Origin of the sequence: Seohaeicola sp. 4SK31 (assembly GCF_028802875.1) — a bacterium.
Taxonomy (GTDB): Bacteria; Pseudomonadota; Alphaproteobacteria; order Rhodobacterales; family Rhodobacteraceae; genus Seohaeicola.
The window spans coordinates 57,870-77,545 of the sequence record NZ_JARAMP010000007.1 but is presented as its reverse complement, the minus strand read 5'-3'; the positions used below and the strand labels follow the sequence as shown (position 1 = coordinate 77,545).

Annotated in this window: 20 protein-coding genes; 9 read left to right on the top strand and 11 right to left on the bottom strand. The window is 63.3% G+C overall.

The genetic code is table 11. From position 1 onward, the window contains the following. Positions 1 to 5 precede the first annotated feature (5 nt). Genes fumC through PVW27_RS07690 form a run of 3 tightly spaced genes read left to right on the top strand, consistent with a single transcriptional unit; the run spans position 6 to position 1,797 of the window. Positions 6 to 1,400, top strand: coding sequence for a class II fumarate hydratase (gene fumC / locus PVW27_RS07700; RefSeq protein WP_274556579.1), 1,395 nt, complete (start codon positions 6 to 8; stop codon positions 1,398 to 1,400). Beyond that, positions 1,397 to 1,573 (top strand): DUF4169 family protein, encoded by a 177-nt coding sequence (locus tag PVW27_RS07695; protein WP_274556577.1) that lies wholly within the window; start codon positions 1,397 to 1,399, stop codon positions 1,571 to 1,573. The genes fumC and PVW27_RS07695 overlap by 4 nt, the downstream gene beginning before the upstream one ends. Next, entirely contained in the window at positions 1,570 to 1,797 is a 228-nt protein-coding gene (locus tag PVW27_RS07690; protein ID WP_274556575.1) for a ribbon-helix-helix domain-containing protein, read from the top strand. Before PVW27_RS07695 ends, PVW27_RS07690 begins: the two co-directional genes overlap by 4 nt. Here the strand turns inward: PVW27_RS07690 and PVW27_RS07685 are convergent. From PVW27_RS07685 to PVW27_RS07675, 3 genes are all read right to left on the bottom strand, one after another. Continuing rightward, entirely contained in the window at positions 1,786 to 3,171 is a 1,386-nt protein-coding gene (locus PVW27_RS07685) for a cytochrome P450 (protein ID WP_274556574.1), read from the bottom strand. The genes PVW27_RS07690 and PVW27_RS07685 overlap by 12 nt on opposite strands. Further along, positions 3,168 to 4,412 (bottom strand): hypothetical protein, encoded by a 1,245-nt coding sequence (locus PVW27_RS07680; RefSeq protein WP_274556572.1) that lies wholly within the window; start codon positions 4,410 to 4,412, stop codon positions 3,168 to 3,170. Before PVW27_RS07680 ends, PVW27_RS07685 begins: the two co-directional genes overlap by 4 nt. A gap of 96 nt (positions 4,413 to 4,508) precedes the next feature. After that, positions 4,509 to 5,261 (bottom strand): cytochrome c biogenesis CcdA family protein, encoded by a 753-nt coding sequence (locus tag PVW27_RS07675; protein WP_274556570.1) that lies wholly within the window; start codon positions 5,259 to 5,261, stop codon positions 4,509 to 4,511. Between the two features lie 93 nt (positions 5,262 to 5,354). On the opposite strand from PVW27_RS07675, the gene PVW27_RS07670 reads away from it, so the two are divergent. Then, positions 5,355 to 5,594 (top strand): sulfurtransferase TusA family protein, encoded by a 240-nt coding sequence (locus PVW27_RS07670; RefSeq protein WP_274556569.1) that lies wholly within the window; start codon positions 5,355 to 5,357, stop codon positions 5,592 to 5,594. 81 nt (positions 5,595 to 5,675) lie between these two features. On the opposite strand, the gene PVW27_RS07665 is transcribed toward PVW27_RS07670, so the two are convergent. The 6 genes from PVW27_RS07665 to purC all read right to left on the bottom strand — a co-directional run bounded on the left by PVW27_RS07665 (position 5,676) and on the right by purC (position 13,907). After that, a complete protein-coding gene (locus PVW27_RS07665; RefSeq protein ID WP_274556567.1) occupies positions 5,676 to 8,468 on the bottom strand; it encodes an Rne/Rng family ribonuclease in 2,793 nt (930 codons plus the stop codon). Between the two features lie 496 nt (positions 8,469 to 8,964). Beyond that, the gene (locus PVW27_RS07660; RefSeq protein WP_274556565.1) at positions 8,965 to 10,299 is read right to left on the bottom strand and encodes a sigma-54-dependent transcriptional regulator; all 1,335 of its coding nucleotides are present in this window, start codon (positions 10,297 to 10,299) and stop codon (positions 8,965 to 8,967) included. Between the two features lie 5 nt (positions 10,300 to 10,304). Next, entirely contained in the window at positions 10,305 to 11,990 is a 1,686-nt protein-coding gene (locus PVW27_RS07655; protein ID WP_274556729.1) for a sensor histidine kinase, read from the bottom strand. Positions 11,991 to 12,146: 156 nt separating this feature from the next. Next, positions 12,147 to 12,815, bottom strand: coding sequence for a phosphoribosylformylglycinamidine synthase subunit PurQ (purQ, locus tag PVW27_RS07650; RefSeq protein ID WP_274556563.1), 669 nt, complete (start codon positions 12,813 to 12,815; stop codon positions 12,147 to 12,149). Continuing rightward, entirely contained in the window at positions 12,815 to 13,054 is a 240-nt protein-coding gene (purS, locus tag PVW27_RS07645; RefSeq protein ID WP_274556562.1) for a phosphoribosylformylglycinamidine synthase subunit PurS, read from the bottom strand. The genes purQ and purS overlap by 1 nt, the downstream gene beginning before the upstream one ends. 91 nt (positions 13,055 to 13,145) lie before the next feature. Beyond that, the gene (purC, locus tag PVW27_RS07640) at positions 13,146 to 13,907 is read right to left on the bottom strand and encodes a phosphoribosylaminoimidazolesuccinocarboxamide synthase (RefSeq protein ID WP_274556727.1); all 762 of its coding nucleotides are present in this window, start codon (positions 13,905 to 13,907) and stop codon (positions 13,146 to 13,148) included. 156 nt (positions 13,908 to 14,063) lie between these two features. On the opposite strand from purC, the gene PVW27_RS07635 reads away from it, so the two are divergent. The 4 genes from PVW27_RS07635 (at position 14,064) to PVW27_RS07620 (ending at position 17,175) form a co-directional block, all read left to right on the top strand. Then, entirely contained in the window at positions 14,064 to 14,378 is a 315-nt protein-coding gene (locus PVW27_RS07635) for a DUF1476 domain-containing protein (protein ID WP_274556560.1), read from the top strand. A gap of 177 nt (positions 14,379 to 14,555) precedes the next feature. Further along, a complete protein-coding gene (gene bmt / locus PVW27_RS07630) occupies positions 14,556 to 15,575 on the top strand; it encodes a betaine--homocysteine S-methyltransferase (protein WP_274556558.1) in 1,020 nt (339 codons plus the stop codon). A gap of 178 nt (positions 15,576 to 15,753) precedes the next feature. Beyond that, positions 15,754 to 16,461: a corrinoid protein gene (locus PVW27_RS07625; protein WP_274556556.1), complete on the top strand. Its 708-nt coding sequence runs from the start codon at positions 15,754 to 15,756 to the stop codon at positions 16,459 to 16,461. A 72-nt stretch (positions 16,462 to 16,533) separates the two neighbouring features. Beyond that, entirely contained in the window at positions 16,534 to 17,175 is a 642-nt protein-coding gene (locus PVW27_RS07620; protein WP_274556555.1) for a DUF1638 domain-containing protein, read from the top strand. Here the strand turns inward: PVW27_RS07620 and PVW27_RS07615 are convergent. Continuing rightward, complete coding sequence (locus PVW27_RS07615; protein ID WP_274556553.1) at positions 17,172 to 17,582, bottom strand: SufE family protein; 411 nt, start codon at positions 17,580 to 17,582, stop codon at positions 17,172 to 17,174. The genes PVW27_RS07620 and PVW27_RS07615 overlap by 4 nt on opposite strands. Positions 17,583 to 17,682: 100 nt before the next feature. Between PVW27_RS07615 and PVW27_RS07610 the strand changes: the two genes are divergently transcribed. Then, on the top strand, positions 17,683 to 18,237 hold the full coding sequence (locus PVW27_RS07610; RefSeq protein WP_274556551.1) for a hypothetical protein: 555 nt from the start codon (positions 17,683 to 17,685) through the stop codon (positions 18,235 to 18,237). Positions 18,238 to 18,341: 104 nt separating this feature from the next. Here the strand turns inward: PVW27_RS07610 and rnd are convergent, their stop codons facing one another. Further along, positions 18,342 to 19,499 (bottom strand): ribonuclease D, encoded by a 1,158-nt coding sequence (rnd, locus tag PVW27_RS07605; RefSeq protein ID WP_274556550.1) that lies wholly within the window; start codon positions 19,497 to 19,499, stop codon positions 18,342 to 18,344. Positions 19,500 to 19,676 lie beyond the last annotated feature (177 nt).

The window sequence follows — 19,676 nt, the reverse complement described above, 5'->3', positions numbered from 1 at the left end:
GAGCCATGACGAACACCCGCACCGAGACCGACAGCTTCGGCCCTCTCGAGGTTCCGGCAGACAAGTACTGGGGCGCGCAGACCCAGCGGTCGATCCAGAATTTTCCCATCGGCTGGGAACGTCAGCCCGTAGCCATCATCCGCGCGCTGGGTGTGATCAAGAAGGCGGCCGCCATCGTCAACGAAGGTTTCGGCGATCTGGACCCGACCCTCTCCAAGGCCATCCAGGCCGCCGCGACCGAGGTGATCGAGGGCAAGTTCGACGACAACTTCCCCCTCGTCGTCTGGCAGACCGGGTCCGGCACCCAATCGAACATGAACGCGAACGAGGTGATCTCGAACCGCGCGATCGAAATGCTGGGCGGCGTGATGGGCTCCAAGAAACCCGTCCACCCCAATGACCATTGCAACATGGGCCAGTCCTCCAACGACACGTTCCCCACGGCCATGCATGTGGCCATCGGCATGATGGCCCGCGACACGCTGCTGCCGGGCCTGCGCAAGCTGCACGCCGCGCTGGTCGCCAAATCCGAAGAATTCAAGGACATCATCAAGATCGGCCGCACCCACACGCAGGATGCCACGCCCCTCACGCTGGGACAGGAATTCGGCGGCTATGCGCATCAGGTCAAGAAGGGAATCGAGCGGGTCGAAGCCTGCCTGCCCGACATCTATGAACTGGCCCAGGGCGGCACCGCCGTCGGCACCGGCCTGAACACGCGCGTCGGTTTCGCTGAAAAGGTCGCGGCCGAGATCGCCACCATCACCAACCTGCCCTTCGTCACCGCCCCCAACAAATTCGAGGCGCTGGCCGCGCATGACGCGATGGTCATGTTCTCGGGTGCGTTGAAAACCGTGGCGGGTTCGCTCTTCAAGATCGCCAATGACATGCGCCTTCTGGGCTCCGGCCCCCGCTCGGGTCTGGGCGAGCTGATCCTGCCCGAAAACGAACCCGGCTCCTCGATCATGCCCGGCAAGGTCAACCCGACGCAGGCCGAGGCGCTGACCATGGTCTGCGCCCATGTCATGGGTAATGACGCAGCGGTCGGTTTCGCAGGTTCGCAGGGGCATTTCGAACTGAACGTCTACAACCCGATGATGTCCTATAACGTGCTGCAATCCATGCAGCTTCTGGGCGACGCGGCAGGCAGCTTCACCGACAACATGGTCGTGGGCACGCAGGCCAATGTGGCGCGCATCGACAAGCTGATGAAGGAATCGCTGATGCTGGTCACGGCGCTCGCGCCCACCATCGGCTATGATAACGCCACGCTGGTCGCCAAGACCGCGCATAAGAACGGCACCACATTGAAGGAAGAGGCGATCCGTCTGGGTCTGGTCGATGCCGAAACCTTCGACCGCGTCGTGCGGCCCGAAGACATGATCGGACCCAAGGGGTGAGCACACCGGTCAATCTGAACCGTGTGCGAAAAGACAAGGCGCGGGCCGAAGCCAAGGCCCGCGCCACTGAAAATGCGGTCAAGTTCGGACGGACCAAGGCCGAGAAGGCCCTCGATAAAGCCCGCGCCGACCAAGCTGCGCGCGGGCTTGATCAGCACCGCAAAGACCCATGAACAGCGGTCCGGCCAAACATTCCCTCACCCTGCGCGGCCATCGCACCAGCGTCACGTTGGAACCTGAATTCTGGCAGGCTTTCCGCGACATTGCCCAGAACAAAAACATTGCTATCAACGTCTTGGCAGCACAAATAGATGCATCGCGCGAGCAGGATGTGGGACTTGCCTCCGCAATCCGCGTCTATGTTCTCCGATACTACCGCAGCACCTCACACGACTGACAAGGCGTCACGCCGCGTGACCCGCAGCCAGATCCCATCCTTGGCCCGGACGGTCAGATGCGCCACGGGCACAGGTGCGCGCCCCTCCACCACCTCGAACCGGAAGGCGCGCGTCAGCATCGACAGGATCAACGGCCCCTCCACCATGGCGAAGCCCGCGCCGGGGCAGACCCGCGCGCCGGCCGAGAACGGAATGAACGCCTCGCGCAGGCAGGTCCGCCCGTTCTCGGTCCCCCAGCGGTCGGGATCGAACCCGTCGGGATTGTCCCACAACCGCGTGTGGCGATGCAGATGCCACGGGCTGATCACGATCTGCGCGCCGGGTGTCACATCGCGATCCCGCAACCGTTCCGGGCAGGACGTCTCGCGCACCATCATCGGCACCGGCGGATAAAGGCGCAGCGCCTCGCGGAACACATCCCGGCTGACCCGCAGCCGGGACATCACCGCGAAATCCGCCTGATCAAGGGCCGCTGCCTCTGCCGCCACCCGCTCCTGCCAGTCGGGATACATGGCCAGAAGATACAGCGCCCAGCCCAAGGCGGATGCGCTGGTTTCATGCCCGGCCAGAAAGAAGATCGCCACCTGATCGACCATTTCCCCGGTATCAAATCGCTCGCCCGTTTCAGGGTCCGCCGTGGTCATGATCTTGGTCGCCAGATCATCGGGCGCGGTTCCCGCCGCAATCGCCTCCATATGTGTGACGGTCAGTTCGGTAATCAGCGCCCGGATCGACCGCGCCGCCGCCCGCGTGCTGCGCCGGTGGAGCCGTGGCACCCAGCGCGGCAACGGCAGGAAGGCGGCAATGTTCAGGATCGGCTGGCTGCGCTGATAATAGCGGAATTGGGTAAAGACCCGCGCCGCGATCCGGTTTTCGATGGGAATGGAAAACAACGTGCGGAAGATCACATCCGCCGCCGCATGGCTGGTGACCTCCTCGATCTCGATCACGCCGGACGCAGCACCGTCCACCTGTTGCGCCAGCCGCGCCACACAAGCCCGCGCCGCCTCCCACATGGCCGGAAAGGTATCGCGCAGGCGCCCCCCCTCAAACGCGGGATCAATGATCCGCCGCTGCCGCTCCCATGTCGCGCCATTGGTCAGAAACACCGACTCGCCCAGCAGCGGGCGCAACCCTTCGGCGACCCGCATGGATTTGGGAAAATCCCCAGGACGGTCCTTCAGCACCAGCCGCACAAGGTCTGGCTGATTGGCCAGATAGGACCGGAAAAACGGCGTGCGGAATTCGGCCATCCAGGCCCGGTAAAGCCGCGCTGGCTGCGCCGACAGAATGTCCTGCCGGAACAACCGCATATACCGCAGAAGCGAGACCTTGTCCGGTCTGTCCGCTGGCTTGGGTGGCAACACAGTCATGGCGCCACCGACACATGGCCCGACACGGCCCGGTCTATCCGCGATTTCGACGGGGCCCGGCCATGATAGCGATCCGCCAGCGTCAGCGGTCCGGCGGTAATGGCGAAATAGTCATAGTCCCCCGGCCGATCAAAGGCGCACAGATACTGGAAATGCAGGCGGAAGAACCGCCAGCGCAACGCCTTCCACCGTGCCGGACTCAGGGTCTGGGTAAAGGCCGCCGACAGGACCAGCGGCCACCGCTTGCCATCCCGCGCGACACCTGACACCGCCACCGGATCACACAGCGCAAAGGCGCAGCCATCCCCCGGTGCTGTCACATCCACCCAAGTCAGGGCATCACTCTCGCTCAGAAACTGCAGATCACCGCGCAGCCGATGCGCCTTGGGCAGAAACGACATCATCGGCACCACCTGCCCCAGCGACAGGAACGACAGCGCAGGCCCCGCCGCAGGCACGCGACCCGCCCGGATCAGATCGGCCAGCACCGACACCGCCAGATGCGCCCCCGAGGAATGGCCCACCACCAGCACCTCGTCCACCGGCTCATGCAGCGCGGCCGCAATGCTGTCGCCAAACGCAGCCATCCGCTGCTCGAGTGCGGGCGGATTGGCCCCCTTCCACCGCGCCGAAAACGCATAGTCATGCATCAGGTAATAAGCGAAGAAACGGCCATCCTGCGCGCGAAACCAGCGCAGAACCCCAAGGCCAAGTCCCAAACCGACGATCACGCTGATCGCTGTCAGGATCAGACCAAGGCCCGGCCAGCCGGGATCAATCGCGGCCATCGCTACCCGCCCGATACCCATCACCACCCACACGGCCAATGCCGCAAGTCCCAGTTGCCCCAGCAGGAACAGCACAGGATAAAGCGCCGCGATCACCGGCCCCTTGCGCAAGCGCATCAACCGCCACAGCGCGCCCGAGGCGATATAGACCCAAGCCGTCTGCACCAATTGCAGATAGGTAGCGGGGATCGAATTCGACATGCTGTCGCGCACGATATCGGACCAGATCAGCACCTCGACATCCGCGGTCACCGCCCTGCCATCAAAATCGCCCGCGACCTGCCAGCCATAACTGCCGCCGCCCGCCTTGGGACGCAGCGCGATCTCGTATCCCGACACAGCCGCCTGCGCCGCGCCTTCCTTGCGATAAAGCTCGCGGTAACGCCTCGGGTGGATCGGATCATAGCCCGGAATATAGAACACCCTGCGGCGTTTGACCTGATGGTGGGACATACTGCTCTTCCGGACCTCGTTACAGGTCCGACAGTAGCGCAGCATTGGGGCTCGTGTAAGACCTTTGGCAGGCCGGAACCGGATGCCGCGCCGCGATCAGCCCAGCACCGCAAGCGCGGGAAAGGTTTCCAGCAACCAGAAGGAGAAGGCCGAGAACCCGCCCGTCAGCATCAACAGCCCGATGGTCCAGAGCAAAAGGCCCATGACCTTTTCGATCCGGTCCATATGCCGCTTCATCCAGCCCATCACTCCGGTCAGGCGCGGCAGGAAGGCCGCGACCAGCAGAAAGGGAATGCCCAGACCCGCCGCATAGACGCCCAGCAGCAGCGTGCCCCGCGCGACCGAAGCTTCCGAGGCGGCCAGCGACAGGATCGCCCCCAGTTGCGGGCCGATGCAGGGGGTCCAGCCAAAGGCAAAGGCCAGACCCAGTATATAGGCCCCAAAAGCCGATCCACCCCGGTCGCCTGCATCCAGCCGGGCCTCGCGGTCCAGAAAGGGGATGCGGTAGATCCCGATGAAATGCGCCCCGAAGGCCATCACCAGAATCCCGGCCACCGTATTGAAATAGCCCTGATATTGCAGAAATGCCGCCCCTATGGCCGAGGCGGTGAACCCAAGGAACAGGAATACCGTGGACAGGCCCATCACGAAGAACAGTGCAGGCAAAATCGCGCGATTGCGCGCGCTGCTCTGGTTTTGCAGATCCGCCAGCGACACGCCGCTCATATAGGCCAGATAGGGTGGCACGATGGGCAGCACGCAGGGGCTCAGGAACGAGATCACCCCGGCCAGCAGCGCCACGAACATGGCGGGCAGCAGGCCCGCGTCAATGATCTCGATTCCGAACATGCGACAGCCTTACGCCATCGCAGGTCCAAGGTCACGCGCGCGGTTGTCACATCCTTGTGGACAGGACGTGACCGGGCTTTTATGTGCTGCGACATGACTCAGGACACCGAGATTGACGCCATCGGGCTGCTTTGCCCCCTGCCCGTGTTGCGCGCGCGAAAGGCGCTTGCGGACTTGCCCGAAGGCGCCGTTTTGCGCCTTCTGGCCAGCGACCCGGCCGCCATAGTGGACGTCCCGCATTTTTGCGCGCAGTCAGGCCATGACTTTCTGGATATGGCCGACGGGGACGACCACACCGTCTACCGCATCCGCAAGGGCGCGCACCCCGCGTGAGCCTCGCCTGACCTGTCAGCCCCCATGAAAAAACCGCCCCGAGGGGCGGTTTCTCCGTTGTCTCTTCTCGCAGGTCGAGGATCAGCGACCCAGCGACCACCACCCTTTGCGACGTGGCTTGCCATCCTCTTCCGGCTGCTTGGCCTCGGCCTGCGGCGCCTCGACCTTGGCCGCTTCGGCTTTGGCAGGCTCGTCTTTCACCGGCTCTGCCTGCACAGCTTCAGAGACAGCAACCTGCTCCGCCTTGGCGGGCGCAGGCGCGACAGGCTCTACCGTGGTGCTGGCTGCGGCGGGTGCCACTGCGTCTGACGGTGCGGCGGTCTCCGCAGCGGCGTCCTTGGCCGCCTTGGGGGTCCTGCTCCGCGTCGCAGGCTTCTTGGCAGGCTTGGCCTCGGCCTCCGCCGCGGGGGCGGCGTCCTTGGCGGCTGCCGTCTTGGCCCGCGGCTTCGCGGGGGCCTTGGGCTTGGAAGGTGCCTTGGGGGCCGTTTCAGCCTTGGCAGCGGCGGTCCGGCTTGAGGTCGAACGTGTCCGCGTCACGGTCTTGCGCGCGGGCTTCTTGCCTTCGGCTTCCGCCTCTGCCGCAGCCTCGCTTGTCGCGGCGCTGTCAGCAGCCGCGGGTTCCGCCGCCACGACAGGTGCCTCTGCGGTCTCTTCCGCCGCGATCACCTCGGTTGTGGTGTCATCACCCTCATCCGCGCTGTCATCGTCGTAAGACCCGTTATCGCCATTGCTCTCACCTTCCGCACCGGTCTTGGACTTGCCCCGCCGCCGCCGCCGACGGCGTTTCTTCGGCTTGGCCTCATCATCCCCGGCCTCGGCGGTCCGTTCGGCACGTTCCGCCCGTTCGGCACGCTCGGGGCGCGCAGCAGCCTTGGCGGCCGCTTCCTCTTCGGCAGCCTCGGCCTCTTCCAGATCCCAGACCGAGACTGAACCATCCACCTCATCCATCAGCGCGGTATCGGCCGAAATCACCTGCGGCACCTCAACAACCACGCGAGTCGCGGTCTTGAACTTCTCCATGGTGAAATCCGGGCTGATCAAGGTGGGATCGCCTTCGATCCGCACCGACAGACCATAACGCCCTTCGATCTGGGCCACATGGTCGCGCTTCATGTTCATCAGATAATTGGCAATGCCCACGGGCGCCTTGATCAGCACCTCGCGCGAGCGGCGACGCACGCCTTCTTCCTCGATCTGGCGCAGGATCGACAGCGCAAGGTTGTCGTCCGACCGGATCAGACCCGTGCCATGGCAATGGGCGCAGGGCTGTGTCGTTGCCTCGATCATGCCAGGGCGCAGACGCTGCCGCGACATCTCCATCAGGCCGAAGCCGCTGATCCGACCCACCTGAATCCGCGCACGGTCGGTTTTCAGCTTGTCCTTGATCCGCTTTTCGACAGCCGCGTTATTGCGCCGCTCGTCCATGTCGATGAAGTCGATCACGATCAACCCGGCCAGATCGCGCAGACGCAACTGCCGCGCCACTTCCTCGGCCGCCTCAAGGTTGGTCTTCAGCGCCGTCTCCTCGATCGAGCCTTCTTTGGTGGCCCGGCCAGAGTTCACGTCGATCGCCACCAGCGCTTCGGTCACGCCGATCACGATATAACCGCCCGATTTCAACTGCACGGTGGGATTGAACATCGAGGACAGATAGCTTTCCACCTGATAGCGGGCGAAAAGCGGCATCTGCTCGCGGTAATGCTTCACGTTCACCGCGTGCGACGGCATGATCATCTTCATGAAGTCCTTGGCGATGCGATACCCACGCTCGCCCTCGACCAGAACCTCGTCGATCTCGCGGCTGTAGAGATCGCGGATCGAGCGTTTGATCAGATCGCCCTCTTCATAGATTTTCGCAGGCGCCACGGATTTCAGCGTCAATTCGCGGATCTGTTCCCACAGACGCAGCAGATATTCATAGTCGCGCTTGATCTCGGTCTTGGTCCGCTTGGCCCCGGCGGTCCGCACGATCAGACCCGCCCCCTTGGGCACATCGATCTCGGTCGCGATTTCCTTAAGCTTCTTGCGATCCACCGCATTGGTGATCTTGCGCGAAATGCCACCACCGCGCGCGGTATTCGGCATCAGAACGCAATAACGACCCGCCAGCGACAGATAGGTGGTCAGCGCCGCACCCTTGTTGCCACGCTCTTCCTTGACGACCTGCACCAGCAGGATCTGGCGCACCTTGATGACTTCCTGAATCTTGTAGCGCCGCGCACGCGGTTTGCGCACGGGGCGGATATCCTCGGCATCATCGTCATCCGACACGGATTCGATGCTGTCGTCACGGTCCATCGTCTCGACCGCGCCGTCATCATCCTCGTCATCATTGTCGTCGGACAGGTCCGCAGGCTCTTCCACCGGCGTCTCGGCCACGATCTCCATCGGCGACGTGCCTTCGGACACCTCGCCCTCGTCAAGGTCGATCGTCTCCATCCCGGCGATCTCGTCGCCCTCGGCATCGCGGGTGGCAACAGCATCATCGCTGCGCACCGCTTCCGACCGGCTGCGCGATCCCGAACGCGAGCGTGACCGGCTGGACCGGGGCTTTTCATCCTCGTCCTCACGGCGCTGCGCATCGGCATAGGCCTGCTCTTCCTCCATCAACGCCTGACGGTCGGCGACGGGGATCTGGTAGTAATCCGGATGAATCTCGGAAAACGCCAGGAAACCATGCCGGTTTCCGCCGTAATCCACAAAGGCTGCCTGTAGCGAGGGTTCGACCCGCGTTACCTTTGCCAGATAGATGTTGCCAGCAAGCTGGCGTTTGTTTTCAGATTCAAAATCAAACTCTTCGACTTTGTTTCCATCCACCACAACGACGCGGGTCTCTTCCGCGTGTGTGGCGTCGATCAGCATTTTCTTGGCCATTTTTTCCAATTGCACAGCGGCGCAACCCCGGCCCCGGAGGGTGGAGGCCTTGCGGCATGTGTCTGTCAGGGGCGAGGGGAATGGCACGCGCGAACCGTCCGGTCATCAGATATGCCACCGACAGGGGCATGTGCCCTGTAAGGGGCATGATGATGGGATCGGTTGCTCTCGCGCGCCTCATCGCGTTTCTTCTCCGACGCCCTCATTGTCATGGGGCGCCCGTTCAAGGCCTTCTCCACCCCGCTTTCACGAGGGGTTCGGGGGTTCGTCAGTCCCGTTTCCGGGGCTCAATCGGTCTGCATCAGCCGTGCCGGACAATCCTACACATCGCATTTGCAGCGAAACTCTATGGCGGGTCACATCAGGTGCCACACACCATGGGTCACCATAGCGGCAGGGGGTGGCATAAGACAATGGGGAAAATCGTCAGCAGTATCGCCAGAGCTGAGATGGCGGGTCCAGGTTCGCCCGCCATCCCTGCCCTGTCGCGCAGCGGTCAGAGGTAATCCGACCGGCTCAGGCCATATTTGGCCATCTTCTCGTTCAGGGTGCGGCGCGGCAGACAAAGCTCGTCCATCACCGCGGCAATCGACCCCTTGTGCCGCCGCATCGTATTGTCGATCAGCATCCGCTCGAAAGCTTCCACATACTCCTTGAGCGGCTTGCCCTCGGTGGTCATCACGGGCTGCATTTCCTCGTTATCCGTCATCAGAAGCGAAGCGATCGTGCCCGACCCCCGCCGCGATTGCAGCACCGCGCGTTCGGCCACATTGATCAGCTGGCGCACATTGCCCGGCCATGGGGCCTGCAACAGCTGCGCCGCTTCCTGTGCACTGACTTGCGGGGAATCACAGCCATATTCATCGGCGAACTGCTCGGACAGCCGGGTGAACAGCGTCAGGATATCCTCGCCCCGCTGGCGCAGCGGTGGCGGTGTGATCCTCAGCGCGGCCAAACGGTAGAAAAGATCCGAGCGCAGCGCATCTTCGCAGGTCCGGTCCTGCTCCTGCAGGTTCGAGATCGCCACGATCCGCGTCTCGGCGGGCGTGCCCTGTTCGTTGATGAAGCTCAGAAGCCGCGCCTGCAAACTGTCGGACAGGGTTTCCACATCCTCCAGAACCAGCGTGCCGCCACGGGCCTCCTCGACCGCCGGAAGCTGGCTGTCCTCGGGCATCATCGGCCCGAACAGCCGCTTGGCCAGCTTGTCCTCGTCATAGGCGGCGCAGGAAATCAGCACGAATTTGCGCCCGGCCCGCGCGCCCACCGCATGCAGCGCATGGGCCACCAGCGTCTTGCCGGTGCCCGTCTCGCCATCAATCAGAACATGCCCGTCGGCTTGCCCCAGATCCAGAATATCCTCGCGCAGCCGCTCCATCGCGGGGCTGGTGCCGATCAGCTTCTTCATGATCTGCCCGCCATCCGACAACTCGCGCCGCAAAGCGCGGTTGTCCAGCGTCAGGCGGCGCGTGTTGGTCGCCTTGCGGGCCAATTCGTTCATCCGGTCCGGGTTGAAGGGCTTTTCCAGAAAGTCGAAAGCCCCCACGCGCATCGCCTCGACGGCCATGGGCACATCGCCATGCCCGGTGATCATGATCACCGGCAAGGTGCTGTCGCTGCCCATCAGTTTCTTGAGGAACTGCATCCCGTCCATGCCGGGCATCTTGATATCCGAAATCACGATCCCCGGATAATCAGGTCCCAGCACCTTCAGCGCATCCTCTGCGCTGGCAAAGGTCTCGGTGTCATAGCCGGACAGGGCCAGCCACTGGCTGATCGACTGCCGCATGTCCTGCTCGTCATCGACGATGGCGATCTTCATCCCCTTCGACATAGGTTTTACTCCGCCGCTTCTATTTCATTGTCATTACTTAGGATCGGAAGCTGAACTTCAAAGACCGCGCCGCCACCTTTGGCATTGCGCGCCGTCAGCCGCCCGCCCAAGTCGTTGACGATCCCCGAGGAAATGGCAAGGCCAAGCCCCACGCCCTCGCCGGGCTTCTTGGTCGTGTAGAACGGCTCGAAAAGGTTATCCAGATCCTTGATCCCCTCGCCATTGTCGCGCACCGTCAGCGTGGCCGTCTCACCCGCAGCAAGGATGATGTCGATCTCGGGTTCGGCCACGGTCTGGGTGGCGTCCATGGCGTTGCGCAACAGGTTGATCATGACCTGTTCGATGCGGATCCGGTCCCCCATCACCATGACCGGATTGTCGGGCAAGGCGCGCGTGATGCGGATGCGGCGCTGCTTGAGTTGCGGCTCCATCATCGACAGGGCCGAAGCCAGTGCTTCTCCCATGTTTACAGGGGTCAACTGGTCGCCGCTCTTGCGCGCATAGGACTTGAGCTGCCGCGTGATCGCGCCCATCCGTTCGATCAGGTCGTCGATCCGCTGGAACGAGGACAAGGCCTCCTCGGGCCGGTTGCGGCGCAGCAAAAGGCGCGCTCCCGCCAGATAGGTTTTCATCGCCGCCAATGGTTGGTTCAGCTCATGGCTGACCGCCGCCGACATCTCGCCCAAAGCCGCCAGTTTCGAACTCTGCGCCAGCGTCTGCTCGGCCACCGCAAGGGTCTCCTGCACCTTCTCGCGCTCGGCGATTTCCCGCTGGAGCCGTGCGTTCAACAGGCGCAGTTCCGCCGACTCGCGCTGGAACAGCGCCATGCGGACCGCGTTCTTGCGACTGACCAGATAGAAGGCCAGCGCCAGCAGAATGGCGAATCCCATGATCTCCAGAGCCAGAACCCCGTTCACGCGTTCGCGCACACTGGTATAGGTGGTGAAACTGGCGATGCGCCAGCCACGGAACGGGATACGCCCCTCCATCCGGATCACGGCCTCGCCCTTCACATAGGCATCCGCCGGCAGCGCGGTCCAATCCGCCGTGGCCTGAATGGCGCGCTGGATCGCGCTTTCCGGCGGCTGATCAGCCAAAGCCTCGGCCTCGGTCACCCCGCGCCAGCGCGGCTCGGTCGCAAGGATGATCACACCCTCGGAATCGGTGACCAGCACCGCATCCGAAATCCCCGCCCAGGCGCGCTCGAACTTCTGCAGGTCCACCTCCACGACGATCACGCCCAGAGCCTGCCCCTTGTCCGAAATGCGCCGCGAATACGAAAAGTTGAAACTGCCGGATTCCCGACGCTGCACGGTAAAGATCGTGTCACTGGCCCGCAACGCATCCACGAAATAGGATTCGCGCCGGAAATTCGTGCCCAGCTTGTTGCGATCCGTCGAAGCCACCACCCGCCCGTCGCGATCCAGCAGCATCAGCGAGGCCGCGCCGATTTCCTCGACGAACGAGATCAGGCGCTGCGTCGACAGCGAATAATCCTGCGACGACAAGGCCGAGATCAGCGTCGGGTCCCGCGCCAGAAGCTGCGGCACGATGGCGTTGCGGCGCAACTCGCTCAACAGGTTGCCGCTATACAGCGCAAGGCGCAGTTCGGCCCGGTTGCGGGTCGTCTCGGTAAAGCGATCCGTCAACATCCTGTTGGTCACGACGATCGTGACCACCGCGATCAGCATCAGCAGGCCAAGCGCCAGACGCCCCCGCCAACTGACCGTGCCGGTGCGCGTGACCGAACGCCGAACACGGCCCGTCTGACCTGCCTTGCGCGCGGTGGATGTCTGGCGTGAAAAGATCATGGACCGACACTACGCCGAGGCGGCCCCACGCTCAAGTCAGGCGGCCGTCAGCGCGCCCACCAGACCGGCGAAGATCTGCCGCCCGTCGGTGCTGCCATGAGCGTCCTCGGCGGCGCGCTCGGGATGGGGCATCATACCCAGCACCCGGCGGTTCTCGCTCAGCACCCCGGCGATATCCCCCGCCGACCCGTTCACGGGCTCTGCATAGGTAAAGGCGATCCGGTCCTCGCCGCGCAACTGCGCCAGCAGATCGGCACCGGCGGTATAGTTGCCGTCGTGATGCGCCACCGGCACACGCAGGGTCTGCCCCGCCTGATACCCTTCGGTAAAGGCGCTATCCGTTGTTGCCACGGTCAGCGCGACGCTGCGGCAGATGAACTTCAGCCCCGCATTGCGCATCAGCGCCCCCGGCAGCAGCCGCGTCTCGGTCAGGACCTGAAACCCGTTGCAGATCCCCAGCACATAGCCGCCACGCCCGGCATGGGCGACAACCGCCCGGCAAATGGGCGAATTCGCGGCAATAGCCCCGCAGCGCAGGTAATCGCCGAACGAGAACCCGCCCGGAATACCCACCACATCCACGCCCTGCGGCAATTCTGTATCCTTGTGCCAGACACGGCTGACCCGCGCGCCGGCCTTCTCGAAGGCCACAGCCAGATCACGGTCGCAATTGGACCCCGGAAAGGTAATGACCGCCGCGTGCATCAGCCGATCTCCACCGTGTAGCTTTCGATCACCGTATTGGCCAACAGCGTCTCGCACATGCGCGCCACGGCGGCCCGCGCCGCCTCGGCGTCGGTCTCCTCCAGATCCAGTTCGATCACCTTGCCCTGACGCACGCCCTTCACGCCGTCAAAGCCCAGCGTCGCCAGAGCATGGCGCACGGCCTCCCCCTGCGGGTCCAGAACCCCGTTCTTCAGCATCACATGCACACGTGCCTTCATCGCTTGCTCTCCGGTCTGCCAATGGCGCGCGCGCCCTGTTTCTTCTTGCTTCAAATATCCATTCCGCCGCCAGAGGCCGCGTGCCGCCAGATCAGTTGATCAGGGTCGGTTTGGTCATGGGTGTCGCAGTCTTGGGCATCACGCCCAGACGTCGGGCGACCTCGGAATAGGCATCTGTCAGGCTGCCCAGATCGCGGCGGAACACGTCCTTGTCCAGCTTGCGCCCGGTCTCGATATCCCACAGGCGACAGCTGTCGGGGCTGATCTCATCCGCCACCACAAGCCGCTGGAAATCGCCGTCATAGACGCGGCCGATCTCGATCTTGAAGTCGATCAGCTTGATGCCGACGCTGAACATGACACCCGACATGAAGTCATTGACCCGCAGCGCAAGGCTCAGGATATCATCCATGTCCTGCTGATTGGCCCAGCCGAAGGCGGCGATATGCTCCTCGGTCACCAGCGGATCGCCCAGCTTGTCGTCCTTGTAGTAGTATTCGATGATCGGGCGCGGCAGTTGCAGCCCCTCCTCGATCCCCAGACGCTTGGACATGGACCCGGCCGCATAATTGCGCACCACCACTTCCAGCGGGATGATCTCGCAGGCGCGCACCAGCTGCTCGCGCATGTTGATCCGGCGGATGAAATGCGTGGGCACCCCCACCGAGGCAAGGCCGGTCATGAAGAACTCGGACAGCATGTTGTTCAGCACGCCCTTGCCTTCGATCACATCGCGCTTCTCGGCGTTGAAGGCCGTGGCATCATCCTTGAAATACTGGATGATGGTGCCCGGTTCCGGCCCCTCGTACAAAGTCTTCGCCTTGCCTTCGTAGATTTTCTTGCGCCGTGCCATGGTCACTCCGGTGCTGAGGACAGGCATGAGTCCCGTCCAGTTGCCCCCCTTTAGTCCATGGGCGGGTTTGTCGCAAGATGCGCCCTGCCCCTTGCGCCATGGGTCACAGGTGTGCATATCGGATCAAGGACAAACCGCCACCCAAGGATGCGACAAATGACAACCTTCGATGACCGTGAACATGCGTTCGAGGCGAAGTTCGCCCATGACGAGGAAATGAAGTTCAAGGCCGAGGCGCGGCGCAACAAACTTCTGGGCCTCTGGGCCGCAGGCCTGATGGGCAAATCCGAGGCGGAGGCCGCCGAATATGCCCGCGAAGTCATCAAGGCCGATTTCGAGGAAGCCGGACACGAGGATGTGGTGCGCAAGGTTGCCGCCGATCTGGCCGATCTGGCCGATGCCGCGACCGTCCGCGCCAAGATGGACGAGCTTCTGGCCGTGGCCAAGGCCCAGCTGATGAGCGAAATCTGACACCATTCTGACAGGGCCGGACAGGCAAGGCCCACGGCCCTGTCTGCCCCGCCTGTCACCGGTGTGATGCAATCGCCTCACGATCATCATGAAACATATGAATTTGCCCGCGACGCCCAAACATGACAGGACAGGCGCGCTGGACCTTTCTCCATTTTGCCATGCACAGGAATTCCCATGACCGATGCGCTGTCCCGCCTGCTTGAAACCCGCGACTGGCTGATGGCCGACGGGGCCACGGGCACCAACCTGTTCAACATGGGTCTGACCTCGGGCGACGCGCCCGAAATGTGGAACGAGGAACATCCCGACCGTATCCTCGCGCTTTACAAATCCGCCGTGGATGCGGGCAGCGACATTTTCCTGACCAACTCTTTTGGTGGCAATGCCAGCCGCCTGAAATTGCACGGCGCGGAAAAGCGCGCGCGGGAACTGTCGCGCATCAGCGCCGAACTGGGCCGCCAGATCGCCGACAAGGCAGGCCGCACCGTCGTGGTGGCGGGCTCGGTGGGACCGACGGGCGAGATTTTCGCGCCGATGGGCACCTTGACCCATGCCGACGCGGTCGAGATCTTTCACGAACAGGCCGAGGGGCTCAAGGAAGGCGGGGCCGATGTGCTCTGGCTGGAAACCATCTCCGCGCCCGAAGAATACCGCGCCGCCGCCGAAGCGTTTGCCCTTGCCGGCATGCCGTGGTGCGGCACGATGAGCTTTGACACCGCCGGGCGCACCATGATGGGCGTGACCAGCGCTGCCATGGTCGACATGGTCGAAAGCCTGCCCAACCCGCCCATCGGCTTTGGGGCCAATTGCGGCACCGGCGCCTCAGACCTGTTGCGCACCGTTCTGGGGTTTGCGGCTCAGGGCACCGAACGCCCCATCATCGCCAAGGGAAATGCCGGGATTCCGAAATACCATGACGGGCATATCCATTACGATGGCACGCCCGAACTGATGGCCGAATATGCCGTGCTCGCGCGCGATGCGGGGGCCACGATCATCGGCGGCTGCTGCGGCACCATGCCCGTGCATCTGGAACATATGAAACGCGCGCTGGAAACCCGCCCCCGTGGTCCGCGCCCGACACTGGACCAGATCACGGAACTGCTGGGCGGCTTCTCATCGGCGGGCGACGGCACGGGCGACGACACAGCCGCCCCGCGCCGCAGCCGCCGCGGCGCCCGTCGCGGGGAATAAGGCCCGAAATCGCGTCCAGAGCGCATCTTTGCCGCAACGGACCGCTCAATTCTGAGGCACTTGTCGGAAGCGCTTGCGCCCATGTCGCAATCCGACGACTGGCCTGTGGACAAAAGCCCCAGATGGGGCGAACGACAGAACGATGCAGGCGCGCGCGCCGCAAGCCAAGGGAACTGACATGTCAGACGATCAAGACGACATCATCCTCGCGGACCTCGACGACGAGGAACTGGTCCAGCAGATGTTCGACGACCTGTACGACGGTCTCAAGGAAGAGATCGAGGAGAGCGTGAACATCCTTCTCGCCCGTGGATGGCAGCCCTATGACATCCTGACCGAGGCGCTGGTCGCGGGCATGACCATCGTGGGCAAGGACTTCCGCGACGGCATCCTCTTCGTGCCCGAAGTGCTGCTGGCCGCCAACGCCATGAAGGGCGGCATGGCCATCCTGAAACCGCTTCTGGTCGAAACCGGCGCGCCCAAACAGGGCAAGATGGTCATCGGCACCGTCAAGGGCGATATCCACGATATCGGCAAGAACCTTGTCGGCATGATGATGGAAGGCGCGGGCTTCGAAGTCATCGACCTCGGCATCAACAACGCCGTGGACAGCTACCTCGACGCGCTCGAGGCGGAAAAGCCCGACATCCTCGGCATGTCCGCCCTGCTGACCACCACCATGCCCTATATGAAGGTCGTGATCGACACGCTGATCGAAAAAGGCATGCGTGACGACTATATCGTGCTGGTGGGCGGCGCGCCCTTGAACGAGGAATTCGGCCGCGCCATCGGGGCCGACGCCTATTGCCGCGATGCCGCCGTTGCGGTGGAAACCGCGAAAACCTATGTCGCGCGCAAGCACAATCAGGCCGCGATGCGCGCCTGATCACCCTTGCGCTGACCAAAGACAAAGGCCCGCGCCCACCAGCGCGGGTCTTTTCCCATGAAGGGACCGCCCATGGACCTGCCCGATGACGACCACCTGACCCATGAAGGCCTTGATCTGGCCGCAGCCCCCAAGGGCCGTGTGCTGCTCATCGCCTGCGGCGCTCTCGCGCGCGAGATCCTCGACCTGACCGCCCGAAACGGCTGGGACCATATGGACCTGACCTGCCTGCCCGCGATCCTGCACAACCATCCCGACCGCATCCCCGCCGCCGTCGAACAGGCCGTGCAGAAACACCGCCCCACCCATCCGCATATCTTCGTGGTCTATGCCGATTGCGGCACCGGCGGGCAACTCCGCGCGACCTGCGACCGCTTGGGCGTGCAGATGGTGGACGGCCCTCATTGCTACAGCTTTTTCGAAGGCAATGCCCGCTTCGCCGCAACGGCCCAGGAGGAATTCACCGCCTTCTACCTGACCGATTTCCTTGTCAGACAGTTCGATGCCTTCGTCTGGGAACCTTTGGGGCTGGACCGCCACCCGCAACTGCGCGACACCTATTTCGGTCATTACACCAAACTGGTCTATCAGGCCCAGACCGACGATCCCGCCCTGACCGCCCGCGCGGCCGACTGCGCCGCCCGCCTTGGTCTGGCGTTCGAGCGGCGCTTCACAGGCTATGGCGATCTGGAAACGGCTCTGGCGAAAGCCTAGACCGCTTCGGCGGCCACCAAACGAATACGCTCGATCATCGCGCGCAACCCGTTCGACCGCTGCGCCGACAGATGGTCATTCAATCCCAGCCTCGCCAGTTCCGCAGGCGCATCGACGCGCCCCACCTCGGCCACGGGCAGCCCGTTATAGAGCGCGCGCAACACCGCAATCAGCCCGCGCACGATCATCGCATCGCTGTCGCCCTCGAACCGGAAAACACCATTCTCGATCACCGGATGCAGCCAGACCTGACTGGCGCAACCGTCCACCTTGGTGGCGGGTACACGCAGCGCCTCGGGCAGAGGGTCCAGAGCCTTGCCCTGATCGATCACATAGCGGTAGCGATCTTCCCAATCCTCAAGGAATTCGAAATCCGCGACAATGTCCTCGAACCGTTCGGTGGCCATGTTCCGTTCCTTTGCTACTGCTTCATCAGTTAGGCAAGCCGGACACAAAGGTCCAGTGCGGCCTTGCGTCTTTTCAAGCCGCACCCGATAAGGTAGGCAGATGAAGAATGCGACACAGCGGATGGGGCAGCACAGGATGCGGAACCTAACTTCGGCCCTCTTGGTCTCGACCCTGATACTGGCAGGCTGCGGCTCGGTGCGCGAGTCGCGCTTCAACCCGTTCAACTGGTTTGGCCGCGCGCAGGTCGAACCCGTCCAGACTGCCGAGGTCAATCCCCTGATCCCGGCGGGCGGCGGTGGAATCGGCCTGTTTCGGGGACGCGACGTCGAACTGCCCGCAGGTCCCCTCGTGGCCCAGGTGTCGAACCTGACGGTCGAGCGTATCGCGGGCGGCGCCCTGATCCGCGCGACATCCGTCTCCGACACGGTGGGCGCTTTCAACGTGACGCTCGAGCCTGTGAATGACGGCCTGCCTGTCGAAGGCGTTCTGACCTATGAATTGCGCGCCTATACCGCACCCGCAGGCACGGTGCCCATGCCCGAACGCGCCCGCAGCCATGTGGCGGCGGTCCGCGTCAGCGACAGTGATCTGGCCGGCGTGCGCAGCATCCGCGTGGTGGCCGCGCGCAACGCCGCCACCGTGGCACGGCGCTGATCTTCCGCGTTCCGATTTTGCTCTAAAAGCAGGAATATCACCTAACGCGTTGAAATCTATGATTTCAGGCTGCGTTAGGTGTTTTGGCGATAAACGAAAACGTTTTACAGCTCGACGATCCTGACATCGCTGCCCTTGGCGGACAGGGCGATCTTGCCCTCGCACAGGCGCAGCGCATCGGTGCCGAACACCTCGGCCCGCCAGCCACGCAGCGCGGGCACATCCCGCTCGCCTGCGGCAATCGCATCCAGATCGGCGCTCGACGCGATCAGCTTGGAGGCCACGCCCGAATCTTCTGTCTTGGCTTTCAGCAGCACCCGCAGCAGATCGGCCAGCGCCGGGTTGACCTGCATCTTCTCGCGGCTCAGGTCAGGGCGCGGGTAATCCTCGGGCGGGCACTCCATCCCGGCCTTGATCGCCGCCAGAATCCCGTCCGCAATCTCACCCTTGCGCGCCTCGCGCAGCAGCAAGCGCGACCGGCCCAGATCGTTCATCGTCACCGGCTTGGTCGAGGCCAGTTCCACCAGCGCATCATCCTTGTAGACGCGGCTGCGCGGGATATCGTTGGATTGGGCATATTCCTCGCGGAACCGCGCCAGTTCGCGCACGATGGCCAGAAACTTGCCGGATGTGATGCGCGTCTTGACCCGCTCCCACGCCTCTTCCGGGCGCGCGATATAGGTCTCGGGGTTGGTCAGGATTTCCAACTCCTCCTCGACCCACTTCGCGCGGTCCGTCTTTTTCAGCTCTTTGGCCAGATATTCATAGACCTTGCGCAGATGGGTCACATCCGCCAGCGCATAGATCTTCTGCGCCTCGCTCAACGGCCGGCGCGACCAATCGGTAAAGCGGGATGATTTGTCCACGCTGGCCTTGGCGATCTTCTTGACCAGTGTCTCGTAACCTGCCTGTTCGCCAAAGCCGCAGACCATCGCCGCGACCTGCGTGTCGAACAGTGGCGTCGGAAAGACTCGCGCATTGACGAAAAAGATCTCAAGGTCCTGCCGCGCTGCGTGAAACACCTTCACCACATTGGTGTCGCGGAACAGCTCATAGAGCGGCTCCAGCGACAGCCCATCCACCAGCGGATCGACCAGTGCGGCGGTGCTGTCATCCGTCCCCGGCATCGCCATCTGGATCAGGCAGAGTTTGGAATAATAGGTCCGTTCGCGCAGGAATTCGGTATCGAGCGTGACATAGGGGTGGCGGCGCGCCTCGGTGCAGAAGGCGGCAAGCTCTTCGGTCGTGGTGATCGTTCTCATCAATGGCCCTGTCTCGGCGGCACCACGAGGGACGCGGCGCAAGTCAATGGGTCTTACGCCATTGTTGCGCCAAAGGAAAGTCTGCTGGCGGATAGGCCCGCAGAGCGTGAAGAAGCCGGTGACATTCGTTAAGAAGTCCTGAACACGGCCACGTAACCCTCTGATAAGGCGTGACCC